The following is a 21,968-nucleotide window of genomic DNA, read 5'->3' as shown; positions in this document are numbered from 1 at the left end:
GGTGATGACAGACAGAGCCGGTTGCGGCCGCTTCGGGCGGAATGCGGGTGCGAAGGCGCCGATCGCGGGTAGCGGCGGCGCGAGGAGCGGTGACCTGCGAGAGGGGAGCGAGAATGAGGGCCGTCGTCTACGACTCCTACGGGGGACCCGAACTGCTGAGGACCGCCGACGTCCCCGAGCCCAAGGTGGGACCCGACTCGGTGCTGGTCCGGGTCAGGGCCGCCGCGGTCAACCCGGTGGACTGGAAGATCCGGGAGGGGTACATGGACGAGCTCGTGGACGTCTTCTTCCCGGTGATCCCCGGGTGGGACGTCGCGGGGGTCGTGGAGCGGCCAGGGGTCGCGGTTCCGGAGTTCTCCGTGGGCGACGAGGTCATCGGCTACGTCCGCGAGGACGTGGTGCGGCGCGGCACGTTCGCCCAGCAGGTGGCCGCGCCGGTGCGCACGCTCGCCCGCAAGCCCGCCAACCTGTCGTGGACGCAGGCCGCGGGACTGCCGCTGGCGGGGCTCACCGCCTACCAGTCGCTGGTGCGTGTCCTGCGGGTGGGCGAGGGCGACACGGTGCTGGTCCACGCCGCCTCCGGAGGAGTGGGATCGCTGGCGACGCAGGTCGCGGTGGCGCACGGCGCCCGCGTCATCGGCACCGCCTCACCGCCCAACCACGACTACCTGCGCTCTTTGGGAGCCGAACCCGTGGCCTACGGGGACGGGCTGGCCGAGCGGGTGCGCGGGATCGCCCCCGGCGGGGTGAGCGTGATCCTCGACCTGGTGGGCGGCGAGGCGCTCGCGGTGACGCCCGAGGTGTCCGCTCCCGGCGTGCGACTGGTGTCCGTCGTGGACCCCGGGGTCACCGAGTACGGCGGCCGGTACCTCTTCGTCCGCCCCGACCCGGAGGACCTGGCCGCGCTGGTGGGACTGGTCGAGGAGGGAAAGGTCACCGTCGAGGTCGCCGAGGTGTTCCCGCTGGAGCAGGCCGCCGACGCCTACCGGCTCGCCGAGCAGGGCCACACCCGGGGCAAGATCGTGGTCGAGGCGGAGTGAGCGCCGTGCCCGCCGGGTCGGGAGGGGCCGCGCGGCCGGAGGGAGCGGGCCGCCGCGCGAACGCGACATAATCGCGGGTATGAACGGCAACCGCGGAGCTGACCCGCTGCACGGCCTGGACGACGTCGACTGGGGTGCGCTCGCCCCCGAACGCGGGAAGGAGATTCCCGGTCTGCTGCGCGGGGTGCGCGGCGTGGAGCAGGAGGCGTCCCTGGTGGCGCTGCACGAGATCCTCGCCTACCCCGGACCGGGCTACGCGGCGGCTCCCCGGGCGGTGGAGTTCCTGCTGAACCTGGTCGAGCAGGGAGTGCCCGGTCGGCACCAGGTGCTCAACCTGGTACAGGAGCTGGCCGTACCCGCCATGGCAGACCACCTGCCGGACCGGCGGGATCTCGCGCTGTGGCGCGACGAGGTCGCGTGGGTGTCGGGAGCCGACGCGGGGACGGCGCGCGACCAGTACGCCGGATGGCTGGCCGAGGCCCCCGACGAACAGGAGCGCCGCCGCATCACCGGTCGGCTCCGGGCGCTCGGACACGACAACGGCACGGCCGTCGTGGCCGCCGAGCTCGCCGCCTACGAGGCGGTCCGCGACCGGCTGGACGTCCTGCTGGGCGTGCTGGAGGGCAGGGCCAACCGGGGCGGGGAGTCGGTGGCCGAGTGGGCCGCCTACATCCTCGCCTGGTATCCGGAGGAGGCCGAGCGGATCGTGCCCGCCCTGCTGAACGCGGGCGACCCCCGCCAGGCCGACCCCGACCTGCGTCCGCTGCCCGCGGAGGTGTGGGCGCTGGGGATGCTCGCCGATCCGGCCGACGCCACCGTGACCGTGCACCTGGGACAGCTCCTCAACGACGCCGACGACGACCTGGTGTTCGCCGCGGCCCTGGCGCTGGGCCTCGTCCACGGCCCGGCCGTCCCGGAGCAGGCGGTGGCCCGCCTCCTCGACGTCGAGTACTGGGAGGACCACTTCGCCACGTGCCTGCCGCAGTCGGGGGCGGTCGAACCGGCGCATCTGGGCATGCTGGCGGTCGGCGCGGTCGACGACGAGGAGCTCCGCGCGGCCAGGACCGAGCGGCTGCGGCGGGTCCTCGCCTACACGGGGCCGGACGGCTGGGGGATCGTCGTCGCCGACGCCCTGGAATCGGTCTTCGGCCCCCGGCCGACCGGGGAGCGGCCCGCCGGGCCGGTCGACTTCGGCGGCTGCGACCAGGAGCAGCGCAACGTGCTGACCGCCGTCGCGGAGGTCGACGGCGGGGGCTGGGACGGCAGCGGACTCGCCGAGGTGCTGACCGCCTGGGGACTCCCCGGGAAGCGGGCGGCGCTGCGCTCCCTCGTGGGACTGCCGGACGAGGCTCCGCGCGCCACGCCGTCGCCGCAGCTTCCGGAGGCGGGGGGCGCGGGACTGCTCGGCCGGCTGTTCGGCGGGAACCGGTAGGCGCGGCCCGTGTCCGGAACACCGCGGCCGGTCGGTTCGTCTGACCGGGTGTGACGACTTCGACTTCGGACGGGAAACAGGGCGGATCCGGCCGCCGGGGACGGACCGGGCGGCGGTGGCGGCGGGCGGGGCTCGCCGCGGGGCTGCTGGCGGTGGCGGCGTTCGCCCCGGTCGGCTGGCTGTACGCGGCGACGGCGGAGCACCGGCACCCGTTGGCGCGGATCCCCGAGCGGCCGGTCGCGCTGGTGCTGGGGGCCGGGGTCACCCCCGAGGGGGAGCCCACCCGGCTGCTGGAGCGCCGCCTGGAGTTGGCCGTCGAGCTGTACCGCTCGGGGCGGGTCGAGGCGCTGCTGGTCAGCGGGGACAACAGCCGGGAGCACTACAACGAGACCGACACGATGTACGGCTACCTCGTCGCCGCGGGGGTGCCCGAGGTGAAGATCGCGCGCGACTACGCGGGGTTCAGCACATGGGAGTCGTGTGTACGGGCCCGCGAGGTCTTCGGGGTGGAGGCGGCCACCGTCGTCACCCAGACCTTCCACCTGCCCCGGGCGGTGGCGCTGTGCCGGACGGCCGGGCTGGACGCGGTCGGCGTCGGCGACCCGGCGTGGGACGACCGCGCTCCGGCCATGCTGTACGGGCACGTGCGCGAGGTGCCCGCCGCGGTCAAGGCGCTCTTCGACATGCTGCTGCGTCCGGAGCCGACCTTCCTCGGCCCCTACGAGACGGGCGTGGACGAGGCGCTGGCGGCCGAGCGTCCCGAGTGACGCGGCCGCCCCGCGGGGGCGGGCCATCCCGCCCCCGCGACGGCGGCGCGGACTCACGGCCGCGTGAGCTGCCGCAGGGCCGCGCGCACCGATCCGTGCGCGGCGTGCAGCGCGTCGGCCGCGGTCGGCACCTCCGCGCCGGTGAGGAGGCAGACCAGGGCGATGCGGGTGTCGCCGTCGGCGCGGCCCAGGGCCTCGGCGCAGACCTCCTCGGACAGCCCGGTGGCCTCGGTGAGGATGGTGACCATGCGTCCGCGCAGTTTGGCGTTGGTGGCCACCACGCCGACCATCAGGTTGGAGTAGGTGTAGCCCAGGCGCACCATGACCGCGGTGGAGAAGGCGTTCAGCACGAGCTTCTGCGCGGTTCCCGCCTTCATCCGGGTGGACCCCGCGATCACCTCGGCGCCGGTGTCCACGCCCACGTGCACGTCCACGTCGGCGGCGAGCGCGGAACGGGGGTCGGCGCTGACCAGCACACTGCGCGCGCCCACCTCGCGGGCGCGCTGCAGGGCGCCGGCCACGTAGGGGGTGCGTCCGCTCGCGGTCAGGCCCATGACCAGGTCGGCTGCGGTGACGGTGGCCGCGTCGGCGCGCCCTCCGGCGAAGTCGTCCTCGACCCCCTCACGGGCGTGCACGAGTGCGGTGGGACCGCCCGCGTGGTGGGCGACCACCCGGTCGCTGGCGACGCCGAAGGTCGGCGGCAGCTCGGCGGCGTCCATCGTGGCGAGGCGGCCGGAGGTGCCCGCTCCGAAGTAGTGCACCCGGCCGCCGCCGCGCAGCGCCTCCACACCGAGGTCGACGGCCTTGGCGAGCTGGGGGAGGACCGCCGCCACGGCGTGCGGCACGGTCACGTCCTCGGCGTTGATCAGACGCAGTATGTCCACGGTGGGCAGCAGGTCGATGTCGTTGGTGCCGCTGTTGCGCGCCTCGGTGGGCACACGCACGATCTCTGTCGGTGCGGTTCGCATCTCGTCTCCTTCGCCGGTGGCGACCGTGCTCCGGTCACCGCCTACCGCTGTCTCGTGTCCGTGCTGCTCTGGCCTTCCCCGGCGGGGCACGTCGGACCTCCTAGGATCTGCGCCGGTCCTCGCGCGAGACGCGCAGTCCACGCACCGCCTCGTAGGTGGACTCCAGCGCCGCGCGAGTGTCGGTGTAGCGCAGTTGGGCGAGTCCGACGAACACGCAGTCGATGACCGTCAACTGGGCCAGACGGCTGGCGGTCGCGCCGGAACGGAAGGTGGTCTCGCGGGCCGCGGTGGTGAGGATGTGGTCGCTGGCCTCGCTGATGGCCGAGCGGGGGAAGTTGGTGATCGCCACGGTGGAGGCGCCCTTGCGGCGCGCCTCGGCGAGTGCGTTGACGGTGTCGCTGGTGGAACCGCTGTGGGAGATCCCCACGGCCACGTCGCCGGAGCGGAGTACCGCCGCGCTGGTCAGCATGGAGTGGGCGTCGGTCCATGCGTGGGAGATCATGCCGATGCGGTGCAGCTTCTGCTGGAAGTCCGCGGCGACGAAGGCGCTCGCGCCGACGCCGTAGACGTCGATGCGGCGTGCTCCGGCGAGGATCTCGATGACGTGCTGGAGGGTGTCCACGTCGAGTTGGGAGCCGGTGTCCTCCACCGCGCGGGCGTCGGCGAAGGCGATCTTCTGGACGACGGTCACCAGGGTGTCGTCGGGGTTGATGTCGCCGGTCATCTCCTGGGTGCCGCCGCGCGCGCCCCGGGCCTGGCCCGCCTCGGCGGCCAGCCTCAGCCGCAGGTCCCGGTAGCCGGCGAAGTCGATGGTGCGGCAGAACCGGATGACGGTGGCCTCTGAGGTGTCGCAGTCCCTCGCCAGTTGGGTGATGGAGGAGGCCGCCACCCGTTCGGGGTCGTCGATGATCCGCTGGGCGACACGTTGCTCAGCGGGCGCCAGCGAAGGCAGCAGTGAGCGGATCTTCAGCACCGTGCTGGGCGTGGACCCGTCTCCGTGGGAGGAGTGCCCGTTGCTGTCGCTTCTCTTCGCTGTCTGGTCCATGTTGGAAAGTTTCTTTCTTCCGAGAGCTCCCGTCAATGGGTGTAAGGGAGCAAAGGTCGGTTTTGGTCGCTACATAAGTGTGATCGGGCGGTCGCCCTGATCGTGCACAGGACGGCGGGCGCCTCAAGGTCGCCCCTACCCCCGGTTGCCCGTCTCAGCAGGGAAAGAATCGGACAACAGTGACTGGGGAGAAGAAGGGTACGTGTTCGGTGACAAAATGTCCCGCTCCGCACCGGTCCGGTCCGGCGGAAGAACGCGGTCGGCGGGCGCCGCGGAGCGTCGCGGGGGTGGGAGGGCGGCCGTCTGTAAGGTTGCGGGGCATGGAAGAGGAAGTCGTCCTCGGAGTGGACGCGGGCGGCACGCACACCCGCTGCCTCGTGGTCGGCCTCGACGGCAGTGTCCGCGGCCACGGACGTGCGGGCGGGGCCAACCAGCGTTCCAGCGCCGACCCCGCCGCGTCCTTCGTGGACGTGGTGGCCACGTCGCTGCGCGCGGCGGGACCGGTCAGCGTCGTGGGCGCGGTGTTCGGGGTGGCCGGAGCGGGCGCGGCGGGACTGGCGCGCACCGAGGAGACCGTGCGACGGGCCTGGCGCGGTCTGGGGCTCCCCGGCCTGCCCGAGGTCGGTGACGACATCGTGGTGGCGTTCGCGTCCGGTACCGCGCAGACGAGCGGCGCGGTTCTCATCGCGGGCACCGGCGCGGTGGCCGCGGCGGTGCGCGACGGCCGGATCGAGCGCCGCTGCGACGGATACGGCTGGCTGCTGGGCGACGAGGGCTCGGCCGTGTGGATCGGGATCGCCGGGTTGCGGGCCGCGCTGGCCGCTCTGGACGGACGCGGATGTGACACGGTTCTCACCGAGAGTCTGGCGGTCGCTCTCGGAGTTCCGGCGGGCAACCAGCAGGCGCTCATCGGCGCGGCCTACACCGTGGCCCCGGCCGAACTCGGCTCCCTGGCGCCCCGGGTGTGCGACGCGGCGGAGGGCGGCGACAGGGCCGCCACGGAGATCGTGGCCGACGCGGCGGCGCGACTGCTGGGGAGTCTGGCCGCGGTGGTCGCCGAACCGGTCCGGCCGCCGCTGGTACTGGCGGGGGCGGTGCTGCGGGGCGGGCCCGTGGCCGAACGGGTGCGCGAGGCGCTCGTCGCCCGCTACGGGGTGCGTCCGGTTGTCGCCGTCTCCGGCGAGTACGGGGCCGCCGCCCTGGCGCTGCGCCGGGCCGGACGCCCGAGCCGGGTGCACGAGGAGCTGATCAGCCGGGCCCGCGGCGGCTGAGGCGGCCCCGTACTCGCCGGGAAAACCACGCCTCTGACGGTGGGAAACGTCCGAAAACCCACGCCGGACGCGCCAAGCACCCGTCAGGAGTCGCTATGGTCTGACTCATGTCACACAACGAGGAACAGCAGACCGACCCGGCTGGCTCGACCCAGAGCTTCCAGCGGTTCGTCGTCGAGAACAGGGAGACCGAGGCCGAGCCCCGGCGCCCCGTCCTGCCCTACGTCCTTGTCGGCGTCGGCGTGGTCGTGGCGATCGCCATCATCCTCACCGTGGTCCTGACATGGTCATGACCGCCGCCCCCCGTGGGTCCTGCCGGGTGCCCGTCTTCCGAGGCGGGCACCCGACGGCGGACGGGGCGAATCCGTTCGCGGGCAGGCCTGGGGCCTGCTAGAGTTACCGGAGTCGGAGCGGTTCGGCCGCCGCTCCGAGACAGCCCACGCGGCAGGCGCCATTAGCTCAATTGGCAGAGCAGCTGACTCTTAATCAGCGGGTTCGGGGTTCGAGTCCCTGATGGCGCACCCGATCCACTCCCCCCGGTGTGCAGGCTCACCACGAGCCTCGGCACCGGGGTTTTTGTTGTTCCGAGACGCCTCTGCCGTGGGAGAGGAGCGGATGACGGACGGTGTTGGTCTGCTCTTCGCCACCGGTACACCTGAACGCCATCCCGCCCTGGATCAATGGTCCTTCCCCCTCGGCCGCGAATCCCCGCGGAGGCCCGGGAGCGCACGCCGGCAGTCGCGCGCGGCACCGCCGAGACCGGGAGAGCCGGGAACGCCGCCCCGCGGCCCAGTTGCCCCGTGGAGAGCGCCGCGGTCCGCGCGGGGCCGCGGCTGTCTCCGGCACAAGGACACGTCTGCTCGGGAGGACCATGTTCAAGCACCGCACCGGCTGGCTCAGACAGATCGCGGGCCGTCCCGGCGCAGCACGCCAGGAGGGCCCGGGCGGGCAGGACGCGTCCGCGGCGCTGGAGGCGCTGCTGGGCTGCGTGCACCGGTTCGTCGACCACAGCCGCAGGGTCGAGAGCGGGCGGGATCCCGCCCTGCTCCGGCTGCGGGAGGCGACCAGTGCCCTGGTGGAGCGGGTCACCGCGATGCTGGCCGACCCGGAACGGGCACGCGCGCTGTACGAGGAGCGGCAGCCGTGGACCGAGGTCGACCCGAAGCTGCTGGACGCCGTCCTGCGCGCCGGGGACCAGGCGCTCAGGGCCGGACTGCCGGAGCTCGGCATGTGCGCCTGCGACGCGGTCCTGGTCGCCAGATCCAGGTCCCGCGCCGGGTGGCGGCTGCGCGCCCGCATCCTGGAGGCCCGGGGGGACGTCGAGGGCGCGGTCGAGGCGCACCAGGAGTACCTGAACCTCGTCACCAGCGACGACCAAGGAGTCGGAGCGCACGTGGCGGCGCTGCGCGGCCGGGGGGAGCTGCTGCGGCGCTGCGCCGACCTGCTGCGCGAACAGGCGGGGGACACCGACACCGACGTCCCGGTCGAGGAGGAGTGGGCCGCCGGACTCGACCTGCGGGACCGGGGCCGGTGGTCCGAGGCCCGGCCGAGACTGGCCCGCGCCCTGCTGCGGCTGATCGACCAGGGGCGCCCGGAGGCCGACACGCGCGCCGCCCTGAGCGACTACGTCGGCGTCCTCGCCGCCGCGGAGCCCGACCGGTTGGCGGGGTCGAGGGCGCTGGTGGAGGCGGTCACCGACTACCTGCGCGCCACCCGCACCCCGCCGATGCCCGACCCCGAGCTGGGCGGCACCCGGGTCATCGGGGTCAGCGACTTCCGGAACCTCATCGAGGGCAGGAGCGTCTGCCTGGTCGCCAACTCCGCCCGGCTGCGCCAGTGCCCGATGGGCGCCGAGATCGACTCCTACGACCTCGTCGTGCGGTTCAACTCCTACGTCATCGACGAACCGGTCACGGGCGCCCGCACCGACATCCACGCCTCCATCCACAAGCACGCCTTCAACTGGGGCGAGCCCGTCACGGTCCGGCTCGTCTTCGGCGGCCTGCAGCACACCTGGCAGCAGTCGATCCGGAAACTGGTGCCGGGCGCGCAGCGGTACGTGGGGGACCGCAGCCTGCGCTGGCCGGTCGTCGACCGCGCGCTGGTCGCGGACCCCGAGGCCCCGAACATCCCGACCACCGGCTTCAACATGCTCCGTCTCCTCGACTTCCTCGACGTCAGTCCGAAGATCGACCTGATCGGGTTCGACTTCTACGAGACGGGCGCCTACCGGCTGCCGGCGGCCATGAAACTGCCGATCACCCCGGTGCACGCCTACCGGTACGAGAAGGAGTGGGTCATGGCCCACGCCAGGAGGACGACCGACATGAGGATCTCGCTGCGATGAGCGCCCCGACGACCACGGCGACCGGCCCCACGACGGCCACGGGAAAGCGGCGCGTCGCCTTCGCCTCCTACGTGGACGACAACTACCTGCCCGGCTTCCTGACCCTGCTGCGCAGCCTGGTGCTGAACAACCCGCGGACCTGCCCGGACTTCGTGGTCCTCTACGACGACCTCGGTCCCGCGGCGGTCTCGGCGATCCGGCGGCTGTACCCCCGGATCGTGCTGCGGCGGGTCGACCCCGCCCGCTACGACGACTACGTCAAGGGCGACCAAGGCAGCTACCTGGTACGCAAGGCCTACTTCGTCCTGGACGTCTTCCGGATGTCCGACTACGACACCGTCATCGCCCTCGACACCGACATGGTGGTCCTGGGCGACCTGGGGGAGTTGCTGGAGCTGCGCGAGGGCATCGGCGCGGTCGAGCAGTTCTTCCCCGAGGGCGGGGCCGGTCGGCTCAACAGCGGCCTGCTGGTCGTCAACCGCGAGTACCTGACCGGGGAGTTCGCCGCCCGCCTCGACGAGGTCGGCCGCTCGGGCGACTACGACGTGGAAAAGCACGACCAGGGTGTGCTCAACGCCGTGCTCGACGGCGACTTCGTCCGCCTCGACAGCCGCTTCAACTTCGTCAAGCGGCGCCTGGAGGGCGACCTGCCCGTCCCCGACGACGTCGTCGTCCTCCACTTCACCGGACGGCACAAGCCCTGGAACGGCGGCGAGGTCGGCTACGAGCGGGCCGAGGAGGTGTGGCGGCGCTACGACCTGGACGACCGGGAGCTGTACCGGGCCTTCTGCGCGCTGCCCGGAGACAAGCACCCCGAACTGGTGGTGCACTACGGGACGCGGCTGGTGGAGGAGTGCGGCGCCGATTCCGCGACGCTGCTCGCCACGGGGACCGCGCTGCACTCCATGGGCCGCTACGACGAGGCCGTGGACGTCCTGCTGCGGGTCCGCGACCCGAAGGGGGTGCTCGACCCGCGTCACAACCTGGCCCTGGGCCGCGCCCTGATGGCGGTGTCGCGCTACGACGAGGCCGAGGCCCGGCTGCTGCTGGCCACCCAGGACCCCGCGGTCGCCGCGAGCGCCTTCGGGCTGCTCGCCGAGTGCGCCTGGATCAGGGGGGACCGGCAGCACCAGGTCGCCTACGCCCGCGCGGGTCTGGACGCCGATCCCACCGACCGCAAGAGCGGACTGCTGCTGCGGCGGGCCCGGGCCGAGGAGCGCCGGACCGCACCCGGGGCGGACCCCGCCGAACAGCTCGCGCACGTGGCGTTCTACATGGACGACCAGGGCAACGCGGGCGACAAGGTGCTGCCCGAGTCGGTGCGGCTGGTCTTCGACGCCGACGCCTCCCCCCGGCGCTGGCACTCGGTGCACGCCCACCGGCTCTTCGACGAGCCGCTGCTGGAGGAGGTCAACGCCCGCCGGGGACTGGTGATCGGGGGCGGGGGCCTGTTCATCCCCGACACCTCGCCCAACGGCAACAGCCGCTGGCAGTGGAACGTGCCCGACGAGACGCTGGAGCGGATCACCGTCCCCGTCGTGGTGTTCGCCGTGGGCTACAACGTCTTCGACGGGCAGAGCTACGCCCACCGGCGCTTCGTGGAGAGCCTGCGCCTGCTGGTGCGCGGGTCGGTCTTCTTCGGGCTGCGCAACCACGGGTCGATCGAACGGGTCCGGGCGCTGCTCCCGGCCGACCTGGCCGAGCGGGTGGTCTACCAGCCCTGCCCGACCACGGTCGCCCGCAACCTGGTCGCCGGATGGCAGGAGCCCGTCGAACGCGCCGAGACCGTCCTCCTCAACTGCGCCTACGACCGCTCCGGGCTGCGCTTCGGGCACGACTACGGCCACTTCCTGAAGGAGATGGCCGACGCCGTCACCGCGCTGCGCGAGCGCGCCGACGTGCGCTACGCCGCGCACATCGCCAGCGACGAGAAGTTCGTGTTCGACCTGCGGCGCGAGCACGGGATCTCGCTGCCCGTGGTGCCGATGTACGACATGTCCAACGCCGAGATCTGGGCCGCCTACACCGACTGCCGCCTGGTCGTCGGCATGCGCGGGCACGCGGGGATGATCCCCTTCGGCTGCGGCACCCCCATCATCAGCCTGATCTCGCATCCCAAGCTCGCCTACTTCCTCGACGACATCGGGCGTCCCGACTGGGGGGTGTCGATCCACGACCGCCGTCTGGGCGCGGTGCTGACCGAGCGCGCGACGGCCGTGCTCGACGACCACCGGGCGATGGTCGACGACGTGGCCAAGTGCCAGCAGAAGCTCTGGACGATCACCCAGAACAACCTGGAGCGCCTGCGGGAGCCGCTGGGCCTCGCACTCTGAGCGGACGTGCGGTTTCCCGTGCCCGTGAGCACGGGAAACCGCACACCCGGGCGACCGCGGGGAAAGGCGGACCCTATATCGTCCTGTGATTGGATGTCTGAGTTCTGGCTTACCAGTCAGTAGGAGAGATGTATGGCGCGACCGTCCGGAGAGTCCCCCGTCCCACCGGTCCGGGTCATCGCGCCGCTGGTCCTCGCCGCGTTCGCCTACGCCACCGCGCAGACCACGATCGTTCCGGTCGTGCCGTACGTCCAGGAGACCACGGCAAGCAGCCCCAGCCAGGTCGCCTGGCTGGTCACCGGGTTCTTCGTCTCCTCGGCCGGGCTCACGGTGCTCGCGGGGCGACTGGGCGACCTGTTCGGCCGCAAGAGGGTGCTCTGCGCGGTGCTGGTGGTCTTCGTGGTCGGCGCCGTGCTCGCGGCGCTGGGGGAGTCCCTGGCGCCGATCGTCGCGGGCCGGGTGGTCATGGGCGCCGCGGGAGGGGTGTTCCCGTTGGCCTACGCCATCCTGGGCGCCCACCTGCCGCGCGACCGCGCCGCACTGGGCACGGGGATGATCAGCTCCATGTTCGGCGTCGGCGGGGCGCTGGGCCTGCCCCTGGGCGGCCTGGTCGCCGGAAGCTTCGGCCACCGGGGCCTGTTCGGGGCCACCGCCGCGGTGGCGCTGCTGTCGCTGCTCGCCGTCGTGCTCCTGGTCCCCTCCGACCGGGGCGGGCGGGCAGGAGGCGTCGACTGGCTGGGCGCGGTCCTGCTCAGCGCGGCCCTGGGCGGGCCGCTCGTCGCGGTCAGCAGGGCCGAGGAGTGGGGCTGGACCGGACCGTGGACACTCGGTCTGCTCGCCGCCGGAGCGGCGGCGTTCACACTGCTGCTCGCGGTGGAGAGCCGGGTCGCCCAGCCGCTCGTCAACCTGGGGGTGATGCGGCAGCGCGACGTCTGGGCGGCGAACCTGGTCACCTTCCTGGTGTCCGCCGGGCAGGGCACCCTGTTCTTCCTCATCCCGCAGGCGGTGCAGTTGCCGGAGGCCAGCGGGGTGGGACTGGGCGTCGGCGTGGACCGGGCGGGACTGTTCCTCATGCCGGGAGCGGTGCTGGTCATCGTCGCGGGACCGGTGACCGGCCGCATCGTCGCCCGGTTCGGGACCCGGCTGCCGCTGGCCCTCAGCGCGGTGGCCGGCGCGTTCGGGCTGGGGCTGCTCGCCGTGGGCGGAGGCACCCCCGCGCTGCTGGTGGTCGGCGGGGCGGTGGTCGGCCTGGCGGGCGGCGTGACCTACTCGGCGCTGCCCGTGCTCATCGCCGACGCCGTCTCCCTCGACCAGCTCGGCGGCGCCAACGGGGTCAACACCATCGTGCGGCACGTGTCCATGGCGGTCGTCGCCCAGATCGCCGCGGCCGTGCTGGTCCTCGGCACGCCGACCGGCGTCCCGTACCCGCAGGAGTGGGCCTTCACCCTGAGCTACGGAGCGGCCGCCGCCCTGACGGCCGCGGCCCTGATCCCGCTCTGGCTGCTGCGCCTCCGCCGAAGCCGCGGGTCCGACGGGAGCCTCCGGGAGCGGCCCACCGCCGTCGGCGAACCGGCCGCATCGCCCACTCCGTAGATCGGGTAGAGTTTTCCCCGTCGCCACGAGGACGTCAGGTCCTCGGGCCTGCGCCATTAGCTCAATTGGCAGAGCAGCTGACTCTTAATCAGCGGGTTTGGGGTTCGAGTCCCTGATGGCGCACCGCACAGACCCCGGTCGGACGCCGCCTCCGCGGCACGCCGCCGGGGTCTTTCCCGTTCAGCTCCCGGCCCCCAGCCATTCCCGCAGGGGCCTGCGCGGCGGCTTCGGCAGACGGACCGACACCCCCGTCCACTCACGCTCCAGCAGCTCCCGCACCCGTTGCCGCTCACCCGCCCCCGGCGCGGACACGGGTCCGGCCAGCGACAGGACCTCGCGGAGCAGCTCACCGGGGGTCGGGCGGTCGGCCGGGTTCTTGGCCATGGCGGCCAGTACCAGCCGCTCCAGGCCCGGGGGCAGCCCGTCCAGATCCGGCTCCTCGTGCACCACCCGGTGGGCGAGCTCCTGCGGGGAGCCGTGGCCGAACGGGTCGTGCCGCGCCGCCGCGAACGCCACGAGGGCGCCCCACAGGAACACGTCGGAACGCTCGGTGACGGGCTGCCCCCGGTACTGCTCGGGGCTGATCCAGCCGGGAGTGCCCGCCAGGGAGCGCCGCAGCGCGGCGGCGGGCGAGCGGCCCGGGCGCATCGGCCGCGGCGGCGGGGTGACCCCCCGCGCCCGCGCCTGCTGGTGCATCCGACGCAGCCGCAGGTACAGGGTGGGGTCCTCCTCGGCCTGGGCGATGCCGAAGTCCAGCACCTTGGGGCCGGTCGTGGACAGGATGACGTTGCTCGGCTTGAGGTCGCGGTGCACGATGCCCGCGAAGTGGATGGCGCGCAGCGCCTCCACCGTTCCCGCCGCCAGCCCCAGCAGCATGCCGCCGCGCAGGGGAGCGAACCGTTCCACGTGGTGGCGCAGTGTCGGCCCGGCGACGAACTCGGTGACCAGCCACGGCCGCTCGGCCTCCACGTCGGCGTGGATGAACCGGGGCACGCACAGGCTGTCCACCCGCACCATCAGCCTGGCCTCACGGGCGAACTTGCGGCGGAACTCCGGGTTCGCCGCGTGTTCGCCGTGGATCACCTTGACCGCCAGGTAGCCGTCGATGCCGTCGGCCACGCCCGCGTACACGGTGCCCATCCCGCCCGAGCCGATCCGTCCGATCAACCGGTACGGCCCCATCGACGGGGGGTCCTCGGGCAGCAGCCGCCGCAGGCGGCGCGGGCCGCGCGCTCTCACCGCGCGCTCCGGAGGGCGCACGGACGGCGGGGGAGGGGGGAAACAGCGGTCACGCGGCGGGCTGTCGGTGTCACGGTGCGGTCCCTGGGGTGTGCCGGGGCGGTGGAGACAGAGCTTAGAGCGTCGGCGGCGCTCCGCGCACCTGTGCGCGGACTTCGCGATCCGCATGAACCACACACAGGTGGCAAGCGGTCAAAGGGGTGGTAAAGATAAGGGGCCGGTCGCCGCCACGGGGCCGATCGGCGGAGAACTGAGAGGGGCCGCGATGGTCAGCGCTCGCACCACGGACGAGACCCGGACCAGGGCGTTGCAGGCACTGGTCACACGGGGGACCCTCTCCCCCGAACAGGCCCGCGCGGTCGAGGACGCGCTGCGGGAGGCCGAGGGGGACGGCTCGTCGGCACGGTGGACCGAGATCGTCGGCTTCGTCGGAGGCGGACTGGTGTTCGCCGGGGCGGTGGCACTGGTCGCGGCCTCCTGGGAGGACCTGGACCGGCTGCTGCGGGCCGGACTGCTGCTGGTGGTGGCCGTACTGTCGGGCCTCGGCGGAATCGCGGCGGTGAGCGGGCGGCTGCTGCGCCGCGAGCCCGTTCCCGACACCCGCCGCCGCGTCGGCGGCACCCTGTTCGTCCTGACCGCGGTCACCGCGGCGATGGCGCTGGGCGTGGCCCTCGAACCCGACACCCTGACCGCGCCGGCCCTGCTCGGACTGGTGCTCGCCGCCGCCGGATACGTGGCGGCACCCACCGCCGTCGGGCTGCTGTCCTGCGGGGCCTTCAGCGTGTGGGCGCTGTGGTCGGCCATGGAGGCCGTGGGGCTGATCGAGAACGAGATGCTGCCCTACGGTCTGGCCACGCTGGCCCTCGGACTGGTGTGGGGGGCGCTGGCGCTGTGGCGGCGGCTGCCCAACCAGCGCACCGGGCTCACCGTCAGCGCGGCGTTCACGCTGTTCGGCGCACAGGCCCCGCTGTTCGACGGGGACCGCTACGCGCTGCTCGCCTACGCGCTGACCACGGCGGTCGCCGTGCTGTACCTGGCGGTCTACCGCTGGTGGCGGGTCTGGGTGCTCATCGTCGCCGGGGTCGTCGGCATCACCATCGCGGTGCCCGAGGCGATCTGGGACTGGACCGACGGCGCCATCGGCGGCGCGCTGCTGCTCCTGGTCGTGGGGCTGGTGCTGCTGGCCGCGAGCGGTCTCGGCATCCTGCTGCACCGGGGCGGACCGGCCGCGGACGCCTCCCGGGGCCCGACCGGCCCGACCGGCGGTGGCCTCCCCGCGGCCTGAACGGGCGGGGAGGCGCGCTGCGCGGGCCGTGCGCCTACTGCTTGGTGGTGTGCTCGGGCCGCACGTAGACGATCACGCGCTCCTCGTCCGGCTCGCCCCAGGGGTAGGTGTCCTGGCCGATGTACTTCTTGGACATCTTGTTGATGAAGGACTTGTCCGGGTCCGGTTCGAACCTCTCGACGCGGCCGCGGATCTCGACGTAGCGGTGCGGCTCGTCGGGGTCGTGCACCGACAGCGCGATCCGGTTGTCCCGCTTCAGGTTGCGGTACTTCTGCCGGGTCGTGGTCTGGCTGAACTTCACGAACTCCCCGTCCCACTCGAACCACACCGGGTTCGACTGCGGCTCCCCGTGCGGTCCCAACGTCGCCACGTGCGCGAAGGAGCGCTTGGTGAGGATGTCCATCCGGTCCTCGGGCACCACGGCCATGCTGGTCATGCTTCCTCCCCTGCTCGTGCCGCCCGGTCAAAAACCGGTTGGCACGGTGCCTATCCTTGGCTGTGCGATGAAAACGCCGTCCGTGAAATCCCCGCTCGCCGACCTGCGGCGTCGTCTGCCCGGACTGATGCCGCGCGACCGCCACCGACTGCGCCGCCGGATCGAGGGGGCCGAGAAGATCCGCGACCCCGACCGGCGCCGCTCCGTCGCCGCGGAGATCACCGCCGACATCGACGCCTGCGAGGCCAGGGTCGAACGGCGTCGATCAGCGTCTCCCGTGGTCGACTACCCCCCCGAGCTGCCGATCAGTCAGAAGAAGGACGACATTCTGGCCGCCGTGCGCGACCACCAGGTCGTGATCGTGGCGGGGGAGACCGGTTCGGGCAAGACCACCCAGCTGCCCAAGATCTGTCTGGAGCTGGGCCGGGGCGTCCTCGGCCAGATCGGCCACACCCAGCCGCGGCGACTGGCCGCGCGCACCGTCGCCGAACGCGTCGCCGAGGAGCTGGGCAGCCCGCTGGGCGAGACCGTGGGCTACAAGGTCCGCTTCACCGACGCCTCCAGCGACGACACCCTCGTCAAGCTCATGACCGACGGCATCCTGCTGGCCGAGATCCAGCGGGACCGGATGCTGCGCGGCTACGACACCCTCATCATCGACGAGGCCCACGAGCGCAGCCTCAACATCGACTTCATCCTCGGCTACCTCAGGCAGTTGCTGCCCCGCCGCCCCGACCTGAAGGTGATCATCACCTCCGCCACCATCGACCCCGAGCGCTTCTCCCGGCACTTCGACGACGCCCCCGTCATCGAGGTCTCGGGCCGCACCTACCCGGTCGAGGTGCGCTACCGGCCGCTGGAGGCGGAGGCGCTGGCGGACGACGACGATGACGCCAACGCCGTCACCGACGACCGCGACCAGATCCAGGGCATCTGCGACGCGGTGGACGAGCTGTGCGCCGAGGGCCCCGGCGACATCCTGGTCTTCCTCAGCGGGGAGCGCGAGATCCGCGACACCGCCGAGGCGCTGGGCAAGCACCTGGGCCGCAGGTACCCCGAGCACAGTCCGCACGCCGTCGACATCCTGCCGCTGTACGCGCGGCTGTCCGCGGCCGAGCAGCACCGCGTGTTCCGGCCGCACTCCCGGCGGCGCGTGGTGCTGGCGACCAACGTCGCCGAGACCTCGCTGACGGTTCCGGGGATCAGGTACGTCGTGGACCCCGGCACCGCGCGCATCTCCCGCTACAGCCACCGCACCAAGGTGCAGCGCCTGCCCATCGAACGCGTCTCGCAGGCGTCGGCCAACCAGCGCAAGGGCCGTTGCGGCCGGGTCGCGGAGGGCGTCTGCATCCGGCTGTACTCCGAGGAGGACTTCCTCTCCCGCCCGGAGTTCACCGACCCCGAGATCCTGCGCACCAACCTGGCCTCGGTCATCCTGCAGATGGCCGCGCTGGGGCTCGGCGACGTCGCGGAGTTCCCGTTCGTCGACGGCCCGGACCGCCGCCAGGTCAAGGACGGCGTCGCGCTGCTCACCGAACTGGGCGCGCTGCAGACCGCGGAGGGCGGACGCACCCGGCTCACCCCGCTGGGCCGCAAGCTCGCCCAGCTCCCCGTGGACCCGCGGCTGGGCCGGATGGTCCTGGAGGCCGACCGCCACGGCTGCGTGCACGAGGTCATGGTCATCGCCGCGGCGCTGTCCATCCAGGACCCCCGGGAGCGCCCGGTGGACCAGCAGCAGGCCGCCGCGCAGAGCCACGCCCGGTTCGCGGAGCCGGAGTCGGACTTCCTGGCCTACCTGAACCTGTGGAACCACCTGCGCGAACAGCAGCGGGAACTGTCGGGCAACCAGTTCCGCAAGATGTGCCGCAGCGAGTTTCTGAACTACCTGAGGGTACGGGAGTGGCAGGACGTCTACTCCCAGCTCAGGCAGATCGCGCGCACGCTGGGCATCGACGTCAACACCGCGCCCGCCGACCCGAAGCGGATCCACCTGTCCCTGCTGTCGGGACTGCTGTCGCACATCGGGCTGAAGGACCCCGAGAAGCACGAGTACGTGGGCGCGCGGGGCGCCCGTTTCGCGATCTTCCCCGGATCGGCGCTGTTCAAGAAGCAGCCGCGCTGGGTGATGTCCGCCGAACTGGTGGAGACCTCGCGGCTGTGGGCCCGCGTCAACGCCCGGATCGAACCCGAGTGGGTGGAGGAGCTCGCCGGACACCTGGTCAAGCGCACCTACAGCGAGCCGCACTGGGAGAAGAACCGGGGCGCGGTCATGGCCCACGAGCGGGTGACGCTCTACGGGGTGCCGATCGTCACGCAGCGCAGGGTCGACTACGGCCGTATCGATCCGCGGGTGGCGCGCGAACTGTTCATCCGGCACGCCCTGGTACAGGGGGAGTGGGACACCCGCCACGCGTTCTTCCACGCCAACCGGCGGCTGCTGGAGGAGGTCGAGGACCTCGAGCACCGCGCCCGCCGCCGCGACATCCTGGTGGACGACGAGACCCTGTTCGACTTCTACGACCAGCGGGTGGGCGCCGACGTGGTCTCGGCCCGGCACTTCGACAGTTGGTGGAAGCGGACCCGCCGGGAACACCCCCACCTGCTGGACTTCGACCGGTCCATGCTGGTCAGCCCCGCGGCCGGGGACGTCACCGAGGAGGACTACCCGGACTTCTGGCAGCAGGGGGAGCACCGTTTCCGGCTCACCTACCAGTTCGAGCCGGGGGACGCGGCCGACGGGGTGACCGCGCACATACCGCTGAAGGTGCTCAACCAGGTCACCGCCGAGGGGTTCGAGTGGCAGATCCCCGGGCTGCGCGAGGAACTGGTGACGGCGCTGATGCGGTCGCTGCCCAAGGCCGTCCGGCGCAGTTTCGTGCCGGTGCCCGACCACGCCCGCTCGGTGCTGAAGCGGCTCCGGCCCCGCTCCGAGCCGCTGCTGGAGGCGCTGTCCCGCGAGCTCACCGCGATGGGCGGCCCGCGGGTGACGGTCGACGACTGGCAGTGGGAGCGGGTGCCCGACCACCTGCGCATGACCTTCCGCGCCGTCGACGACCGGGGGCGCGCGCTCGCCGAGGCCAAGGACCTGGAGGAGCTGCGCCGCCGCCTGCAGCCCCGTCTGCGCGAGGCGATCTCGGCGGAGGCCGCGGGGATCGAACGCACCGGCCTGACCTCGTGGGACTTCGGTCCGCTGCCCCGGACCTTCGAACGCCGCACCGCCGGACACGTGGTCAAGGGCTACCCGGCGCTGGTGGACGAGGGAACGAGCGTGGGCGTGCGCATCTTCGACAACGAGGCCGCCCAGCGCCGCGCCATGACCGAGGGGACCCGGCGGCTGCTCATGCTCACCGTGCCCTCACCCGCCAAGTTTCTCCAGGGGCACCTGAGCAACCAGGGCAAGCTGGTGTTCAGCCGCAGCCCGCACGGTTCGGTCGCCGCGCTCTTCGACGACTGCGTGGCCTGCGGAGTGGACTCGCTGGTCGCCGAGTCGGGCGGTCCGGTGTGGGACCCGGAGTCCTTCGCGAAACTGCGGGAGCACGTCCGGGTGAACCTGGTGGAGCGGGTCATGGCGATCGTCGCGGCGGTGGAGAGGATCCTGGCCATGGCGCAGCGGCTGGAGAAGCGGCTCAGGAGCACCACGAGCCTGGCCGTCCTGCCGTCGATCGCCGACATCCAGGGCCAGCTCGCCGAGCTCGTCGGCCCCGGCTTCGTCACGGCCGCCGGCTACCGGAGGCTGGGGGACCTGCCGCGCTACCTCAGGGCGATCGAGGTCCGGCTGGACAGGCTCCCGGACAACCCGCGCCGCGACCAGGTGAACACGGCCAAGGTCGAGCAGATGCGCCAGGCCTATCAGCGACTGCTGGACCGGCTGCCCCCGGGAGTGCCGCCCGGTCCGGAGCACGAGAACATTCGCTGGATGCTGGAGGAGTTGCGCATCAGCTATTTCGCGCAGGAGGTGGGCACCGCCTACACCGTCTCCGACAAGCGCATCCTCAGGGCGATCGACGAGGTGCGGCAGGGCTGAACCCGGTCGGCCCCCGCATCGGCGGGCGGGGAGGAGCGGACGTGGCGCCTCCGGAAGCGGGGCCTGCGATTTGCGGAGAAAACCGGAATACCGCAGTCCCCTCTTTGATTTGCGGGGGTGCGGGTTTTACCTCTAGGAAAAAGAAGAGCACACGGTTTGTTCGCAATTCCTGCCCGGAGTGAGCGAAGCACACGAACGTCCGAACTGTCCGGAGAATCGCCCAAGAGTGACGAGGGTCACTACGGGGGCGGGGGCGGGAAAGTTCCCCGCACACGTGGGGGGACCTGCGGTCCCGCTCCGGGGCCCCGGAGCGGGACGGAGCGGGGCCCCGGAGCGGGGCCGGGCGAATGGGATGGCGCCGGATCTGGCCGCTCATCTCGCAAAACGTCTACTTTGCCGGATGGGTAAGGATTTCTGTGCTAGTGTGACCGCCGATTCACTTGTTTTCAGTGTTTAGGCGGCACGCCGTCAGGAATGGCGGCCGTGTCCGTAGCGGTCGACGCCGCCGTACTCTCGTGCGGTGCCTCCCCACGTGACCGACTTCCGTCGGAAGACTCCGTGATCAGGGCGGTCGTCCGTGCCGGAACCGCGCCGCCGACGTCAACAGCCCCCCGTAACGTTGAGGAGATGTGCCGTGGCACAGGTGCCGTCACCAGGTGAGCACACGGGGCACCCCCTGTCGCACATGATGCAGGCGGAGGCCGACTCCTCCCGCGGTGGAAGATCCGGGACCCGCCGACTGTTCTCCCGGATCCTCGCCCGGCTCGGCAAGGCCCCGAAGGCTTCAGCTCCCCCCGCGGCGGCCCCGTACGGCTATCCACCGGCGCCGCAACAGGGATACCACTACCCGCCGGAGTACCACCCCCGGGCCGCCCCGCCCTCGTACGGCTACGCGCCGCCGTCCGTGCCGCACGGCTACCCCCAGCCGCCCTACGGACAGCCGCCCGCCCCCGCCCCCCAGGCCCCCGGCGCCGTCCTTCCGGCGCCCGCGGACCAGCAGGCGCCGCAGTCCGACGCGCCTCCCGCGCCCGCCGCTCCACCGGCGAGCGACCCCGCCGCGCCGGAGGCCGCACTCCCCGCCCCGTCGGTGGGCGAGCCCGCCACCCCGGACGACACGGCCGAGCCCGTTGCGGCGCACCCCGTGGTCGTCGAGGAGTCGGTGCGTCCGGACGACGTCACCACCGCTCTGGCCAGCCTGGCGATGCGCGACCTCACCCTGGTCGAGTCGCTGCTGGACATCGTCGAGGAACTGGAGGACACCACCGAGGACTCCGACCTCCTCGGCAAACTGTTCAAGATCGACAACCTCGCCACCCGGATGCGCCGCAACGGCGAGAACCTGCTCATCCTCGCCGGCCAGGACACCGGCGACCCGCACCTGGAACCGGTTCCGCTGCTGGACGTCTGCCGCGCGGCGATCTCCGAGATCGGCGACTACGAGCGGGTCCGCCTGGGGCGCATGCCCACGCTCTTCGTCGCGGGCCGCGTCTCCGACGACCTGAGCCACCTGCTGGCCGAGCTGCTGGACAACGCCACCGCCAAGTCCCCCGACTACGCCCAGGTCGTCATCAGCGCGCAGGCCATGAGCGGGGAGCGCCTGCTGATCACCGTCGAGGACGAGGGCATCGGTATCCCCGACGACCAGCTCGCGGAGATCAACCGGCGACTGGAGGGGCCTCCCGTCCTGGAAGAGGACGTCATCCGGCACATGGGCATGTTCGTGGTGGGCCGCATCGCGCACCGGCACGGATTCGAGGTCCAGTTGCAGGCACGTGCCTTCCGCGGCATCAGCGCGCACGTGGTCGTGCCGACCGAACTGGTCAGCACGACCGGGCCCGAACCCGAACCCGAGCCCGTCATCGACACAACGAGTACCGCTCCAGTAACGGTGAGCCCGTCACCCATGACTTCGCCGACCTCACGCGCCCCGCAGAACAGAGACGACAGCGGTCCCGCCTTCACCGCCGCGGGCCTGCCCCGACGCGGGGCGCACCGCACGAACCAGCCGGCCCTCCCCATGACGGGCGCCGAGTCCGCGGACGGAGCGGCCGAGCCGGAAGACGCCGAGAGCAGAGCCGCGAGCATCCGTGCTGATCTCGAGGAGTTCCTCGAAGGTGAGCGCGCCGCCACCGAGGATGAGTGACGGATGCACCGCGCAGCCACATCACCCGCCACAACAGAAGCAGGA

The 21,968-nt window shown here is 72.4% G+C and carries 15 protein-coding genes and 2 tRNA genes; 13 read left to right on the top strand and 4 right to left on the bottom strand.

The window, feature by feature from the left end; genetic code table 11:
* Positions 1–113: 113 nt before the first annotated feature.
* From NI17_RS14540 to NI17_RS14530, 3 genes are all read left to right on the top strand, one after another.
* On the top strand, positions 114–1,040 hold the full coding sequence (locus NI17_RS14540; protein ID WP_068688553.1) for an NADP-dependent oxidoreductase: 927 nt from the start codon (positions 114–116) through the stop codon (positions 1,038–1,040).
* Positions 1,041–1,119: 79 nt separating this feature from the next.
* Positions 1,120–2,472 (top strand): hypothetical protein, encoded by a 1,353-nt coding sequence (locus NI17_RS14535; protein ID WP_119267720.1) that lies wholly within the window; start codon positions 1,120–1,122, stop codon positions 2,470–2,472.
* A 50-nt stretch (positions 2,473–2,522) separates the two neighbouring features.
* Complete coding sequence (locus NI17_RS14530; protein ID WP_068688556.1) at positions 2,523–3,239, top strand: SanA/YdcF family protein; 717 nt, start codon at positions 2,523–2,525, stop codon at positions 3,237–3,239.
* Between the two features lie 53 nt (positions 3,240–3,292).
* Here the strand turns inward: NI17_RS14530 and murQ are convergent, their stop codons facing one another.
* Complete coding sequence (gene murQ / locus NI17_RS14525; protein WP_068688558.1) at positions 3,293–4,207, bottom strand: N-acetylmuramic acid 6-phosphate etherase; 915 nt, start codon at positions 4,205–4,207, stop codon at positions 3,293–3,295.
* A gap of 100 nt (positions 4,208–4,307) precedes the next feature.
* Positions 4,308–5,252, bottom strand: a complete 945-nt coding sequence (locus NI17_RS14520; RefSeq protein WP_068688560.1) for a MurR/RpiR family transcriptional regulator — start codon at positions 5,250–5,252, stop codon at positions 4,308–4,310.
* 320 nt (positions 5,253–5,572) lie between these two features.
* On the opposite strand from NI17_RS14520, the gene NI17_RS14515 reads away from it, so the two are divergent.
* The 7 genes from NI17_RS14515 (at position 5,573) to NI17_RS14485 (ending at position 12,919) form a co-directional block, all read left to right on the top strand.
* Complete coding sequence (locus NI17_RS14515) at positions 5,573–6,523, top strand: N-acetylglucosamine kinase (protein WP_119267773.1); 951 nt, start codon at positions 5,573–5,575, stop codon at positions 6,521–6,523.
* 107 nt (positions 6,524–6,630) lie between these two features.
* Positions 6,631–6,816: a hypothetical protein gene (locus NI17_RS14510; RefSeq protein WP_068688561.1), complete on the top strand. Its 186-nt coding sequence runs from the start codon at positions 6,631–6,633 to the stop codon at positions 6,814–6,816.
* 155 nt (positions 6,817–6,971) lie between these two features.
* Positions 6,972–7,044 (top strand) — tRNA-Lys (locus NI17_RS14505).
* Between the two features lie 350 nt (positions 7,045–7,394).
* The gene (locus tag NI17_RS14500; RefSeq protein WP_119267772.1) at positions 7,395–8,870 is read left to right on the top strand and encodes a glycosyltransferase family 29 protein; all 1,476 of its coding nucleotides are present in this window, start codon (positions 7,395–7,397) and stop codon (positions 8,868–8,870) included.
* Positions 8,867–11,203 carry a glycosyltransferase gene (locus tag NI17_RS14495; RefSeq protein ID WP_119267771.1) on the top strand — a complete coding sequence of 779 codons (2,337 nt, stop codon included), beginning with the start codon at positions 8,867–8,869 and terminating at the stop codon, positions 11,201–11,203. Before NI17_RS14500 ends, NI17_RS14495 begins: the two co-directional genes overlap by 4 nt.
* A 132-nt stretch (positions 11,204–11,335) precedes the next feature.
* Positions 11,336–12,796 (top strand): MFS transporter, encoded by a 1,461-nt coding sequence (locus NI17_RS14490; protein ID WP_068688565.1) that lies wholly within the window; start codon positions 11,336–11,338, stop codon positions 12,794–12,796.
* A gap of 50 nt (positions 12,797–12,846) precedes the next feature.
* Positions 12,847–12,919, top strand: a tRNA-Lys gene (locus NI17_RS14485).
* A gap of 57 nt (positions 12,920–12,976) precedes the next feature.
* On the opposite strand, the gene NI17_RS14480 is transcribed toward NI17_RS14485, so the two are convergent.
* Positions 12,977–14,035: a serine/threonine-protein kinase gene (locus NI17_RS14480; protein ID WP_068688567.1), complete on the bottom strand. Its 1,059-nt coding sequence runs from the start codon at positions 14,033–14,035 to the stop codon at positions 12,977–12,979.
* A gap of 265 nt (positions 14,036–14,300) precedes the next feature.
* Here NI17_RS14480 and NI17_RS14475 point away from each other — a divergent pair, with 265 nt between their 5' ends.
* On the top strand, positions 14,301–15,320 hold the full coding sequence (locus tag NI17_RS14475; RefSeq protein ID WP_068688569.1) for a DUF2157 domain-containing protein: 1,020 nt from the start codon (positions 14,301–14,303) through the stop codon (positions 15,318–15,320).
* Positions 15,321–15,354: 34 nt separating this feature from the next.
* Here NI17_RS14475 and NI17_RS14470 read toward each other — a convergent pair whose 3' ends face one another.
* Positions 15,355–15,756, bottom strand: coding sequence for a PPOX class F420-dependent oxidoreductase (locus NI17_RS14470; RefSeq protein ID WP_068688570.1), 402 nt, complete (start codon positions 15,754–15,756; stop codon positions 15,355–15,357).
* 67 nt (positions 15,757–15,823) lie between these two features.
* Between NI17_RS14470 and hrpA the strand changes: the two genes are divergently transcribed.
* Together hrpA and NI17_RS14460 are read left to right on the top strand one after the other, a co-directional pair.
* On the top strand, positions 15,824–19,780 hold the full coding sequence (hrpA, locus tag NI17_RS14465; protein ID WP_068688572.1) for an ATP-dependent RNA helicase HrpA: 3,957 nt from the start codon (positions 15,824–15,826) through the stop codon (positions 19,778–19,780).
* Between the two features lie 634 nt (positions 19,781–20,414).
* A complete protein-coding gene (locus tag NI17_RS14460; RefSeq protein WP_157129680.1) occupies positions 20,415–21,923 on the top strand; it encodes a sensor histidine kinase in 1,509 nt (502 codons plus the stop codon).
* Positions 21,924–21,968 lie beyond the last annotated feature (45 nt).

The sequence above is a fragment of the Thermobifida halotolerans genome (assembly GCF_003574835.2).
In the GTDB taxonomy this organism is placed as follows: Bacteria; Actinomycetota; Actinomycetes; order Streptosporangiales; family Streptosporangiaceae; genus Thermobifida; species Thermobifida halotolerans.
The sequence above is the reverse complement of the archived record's forward strand: the minus strand, read 5'-3'. Positions and strand labels throughout refer to the sequence as shown.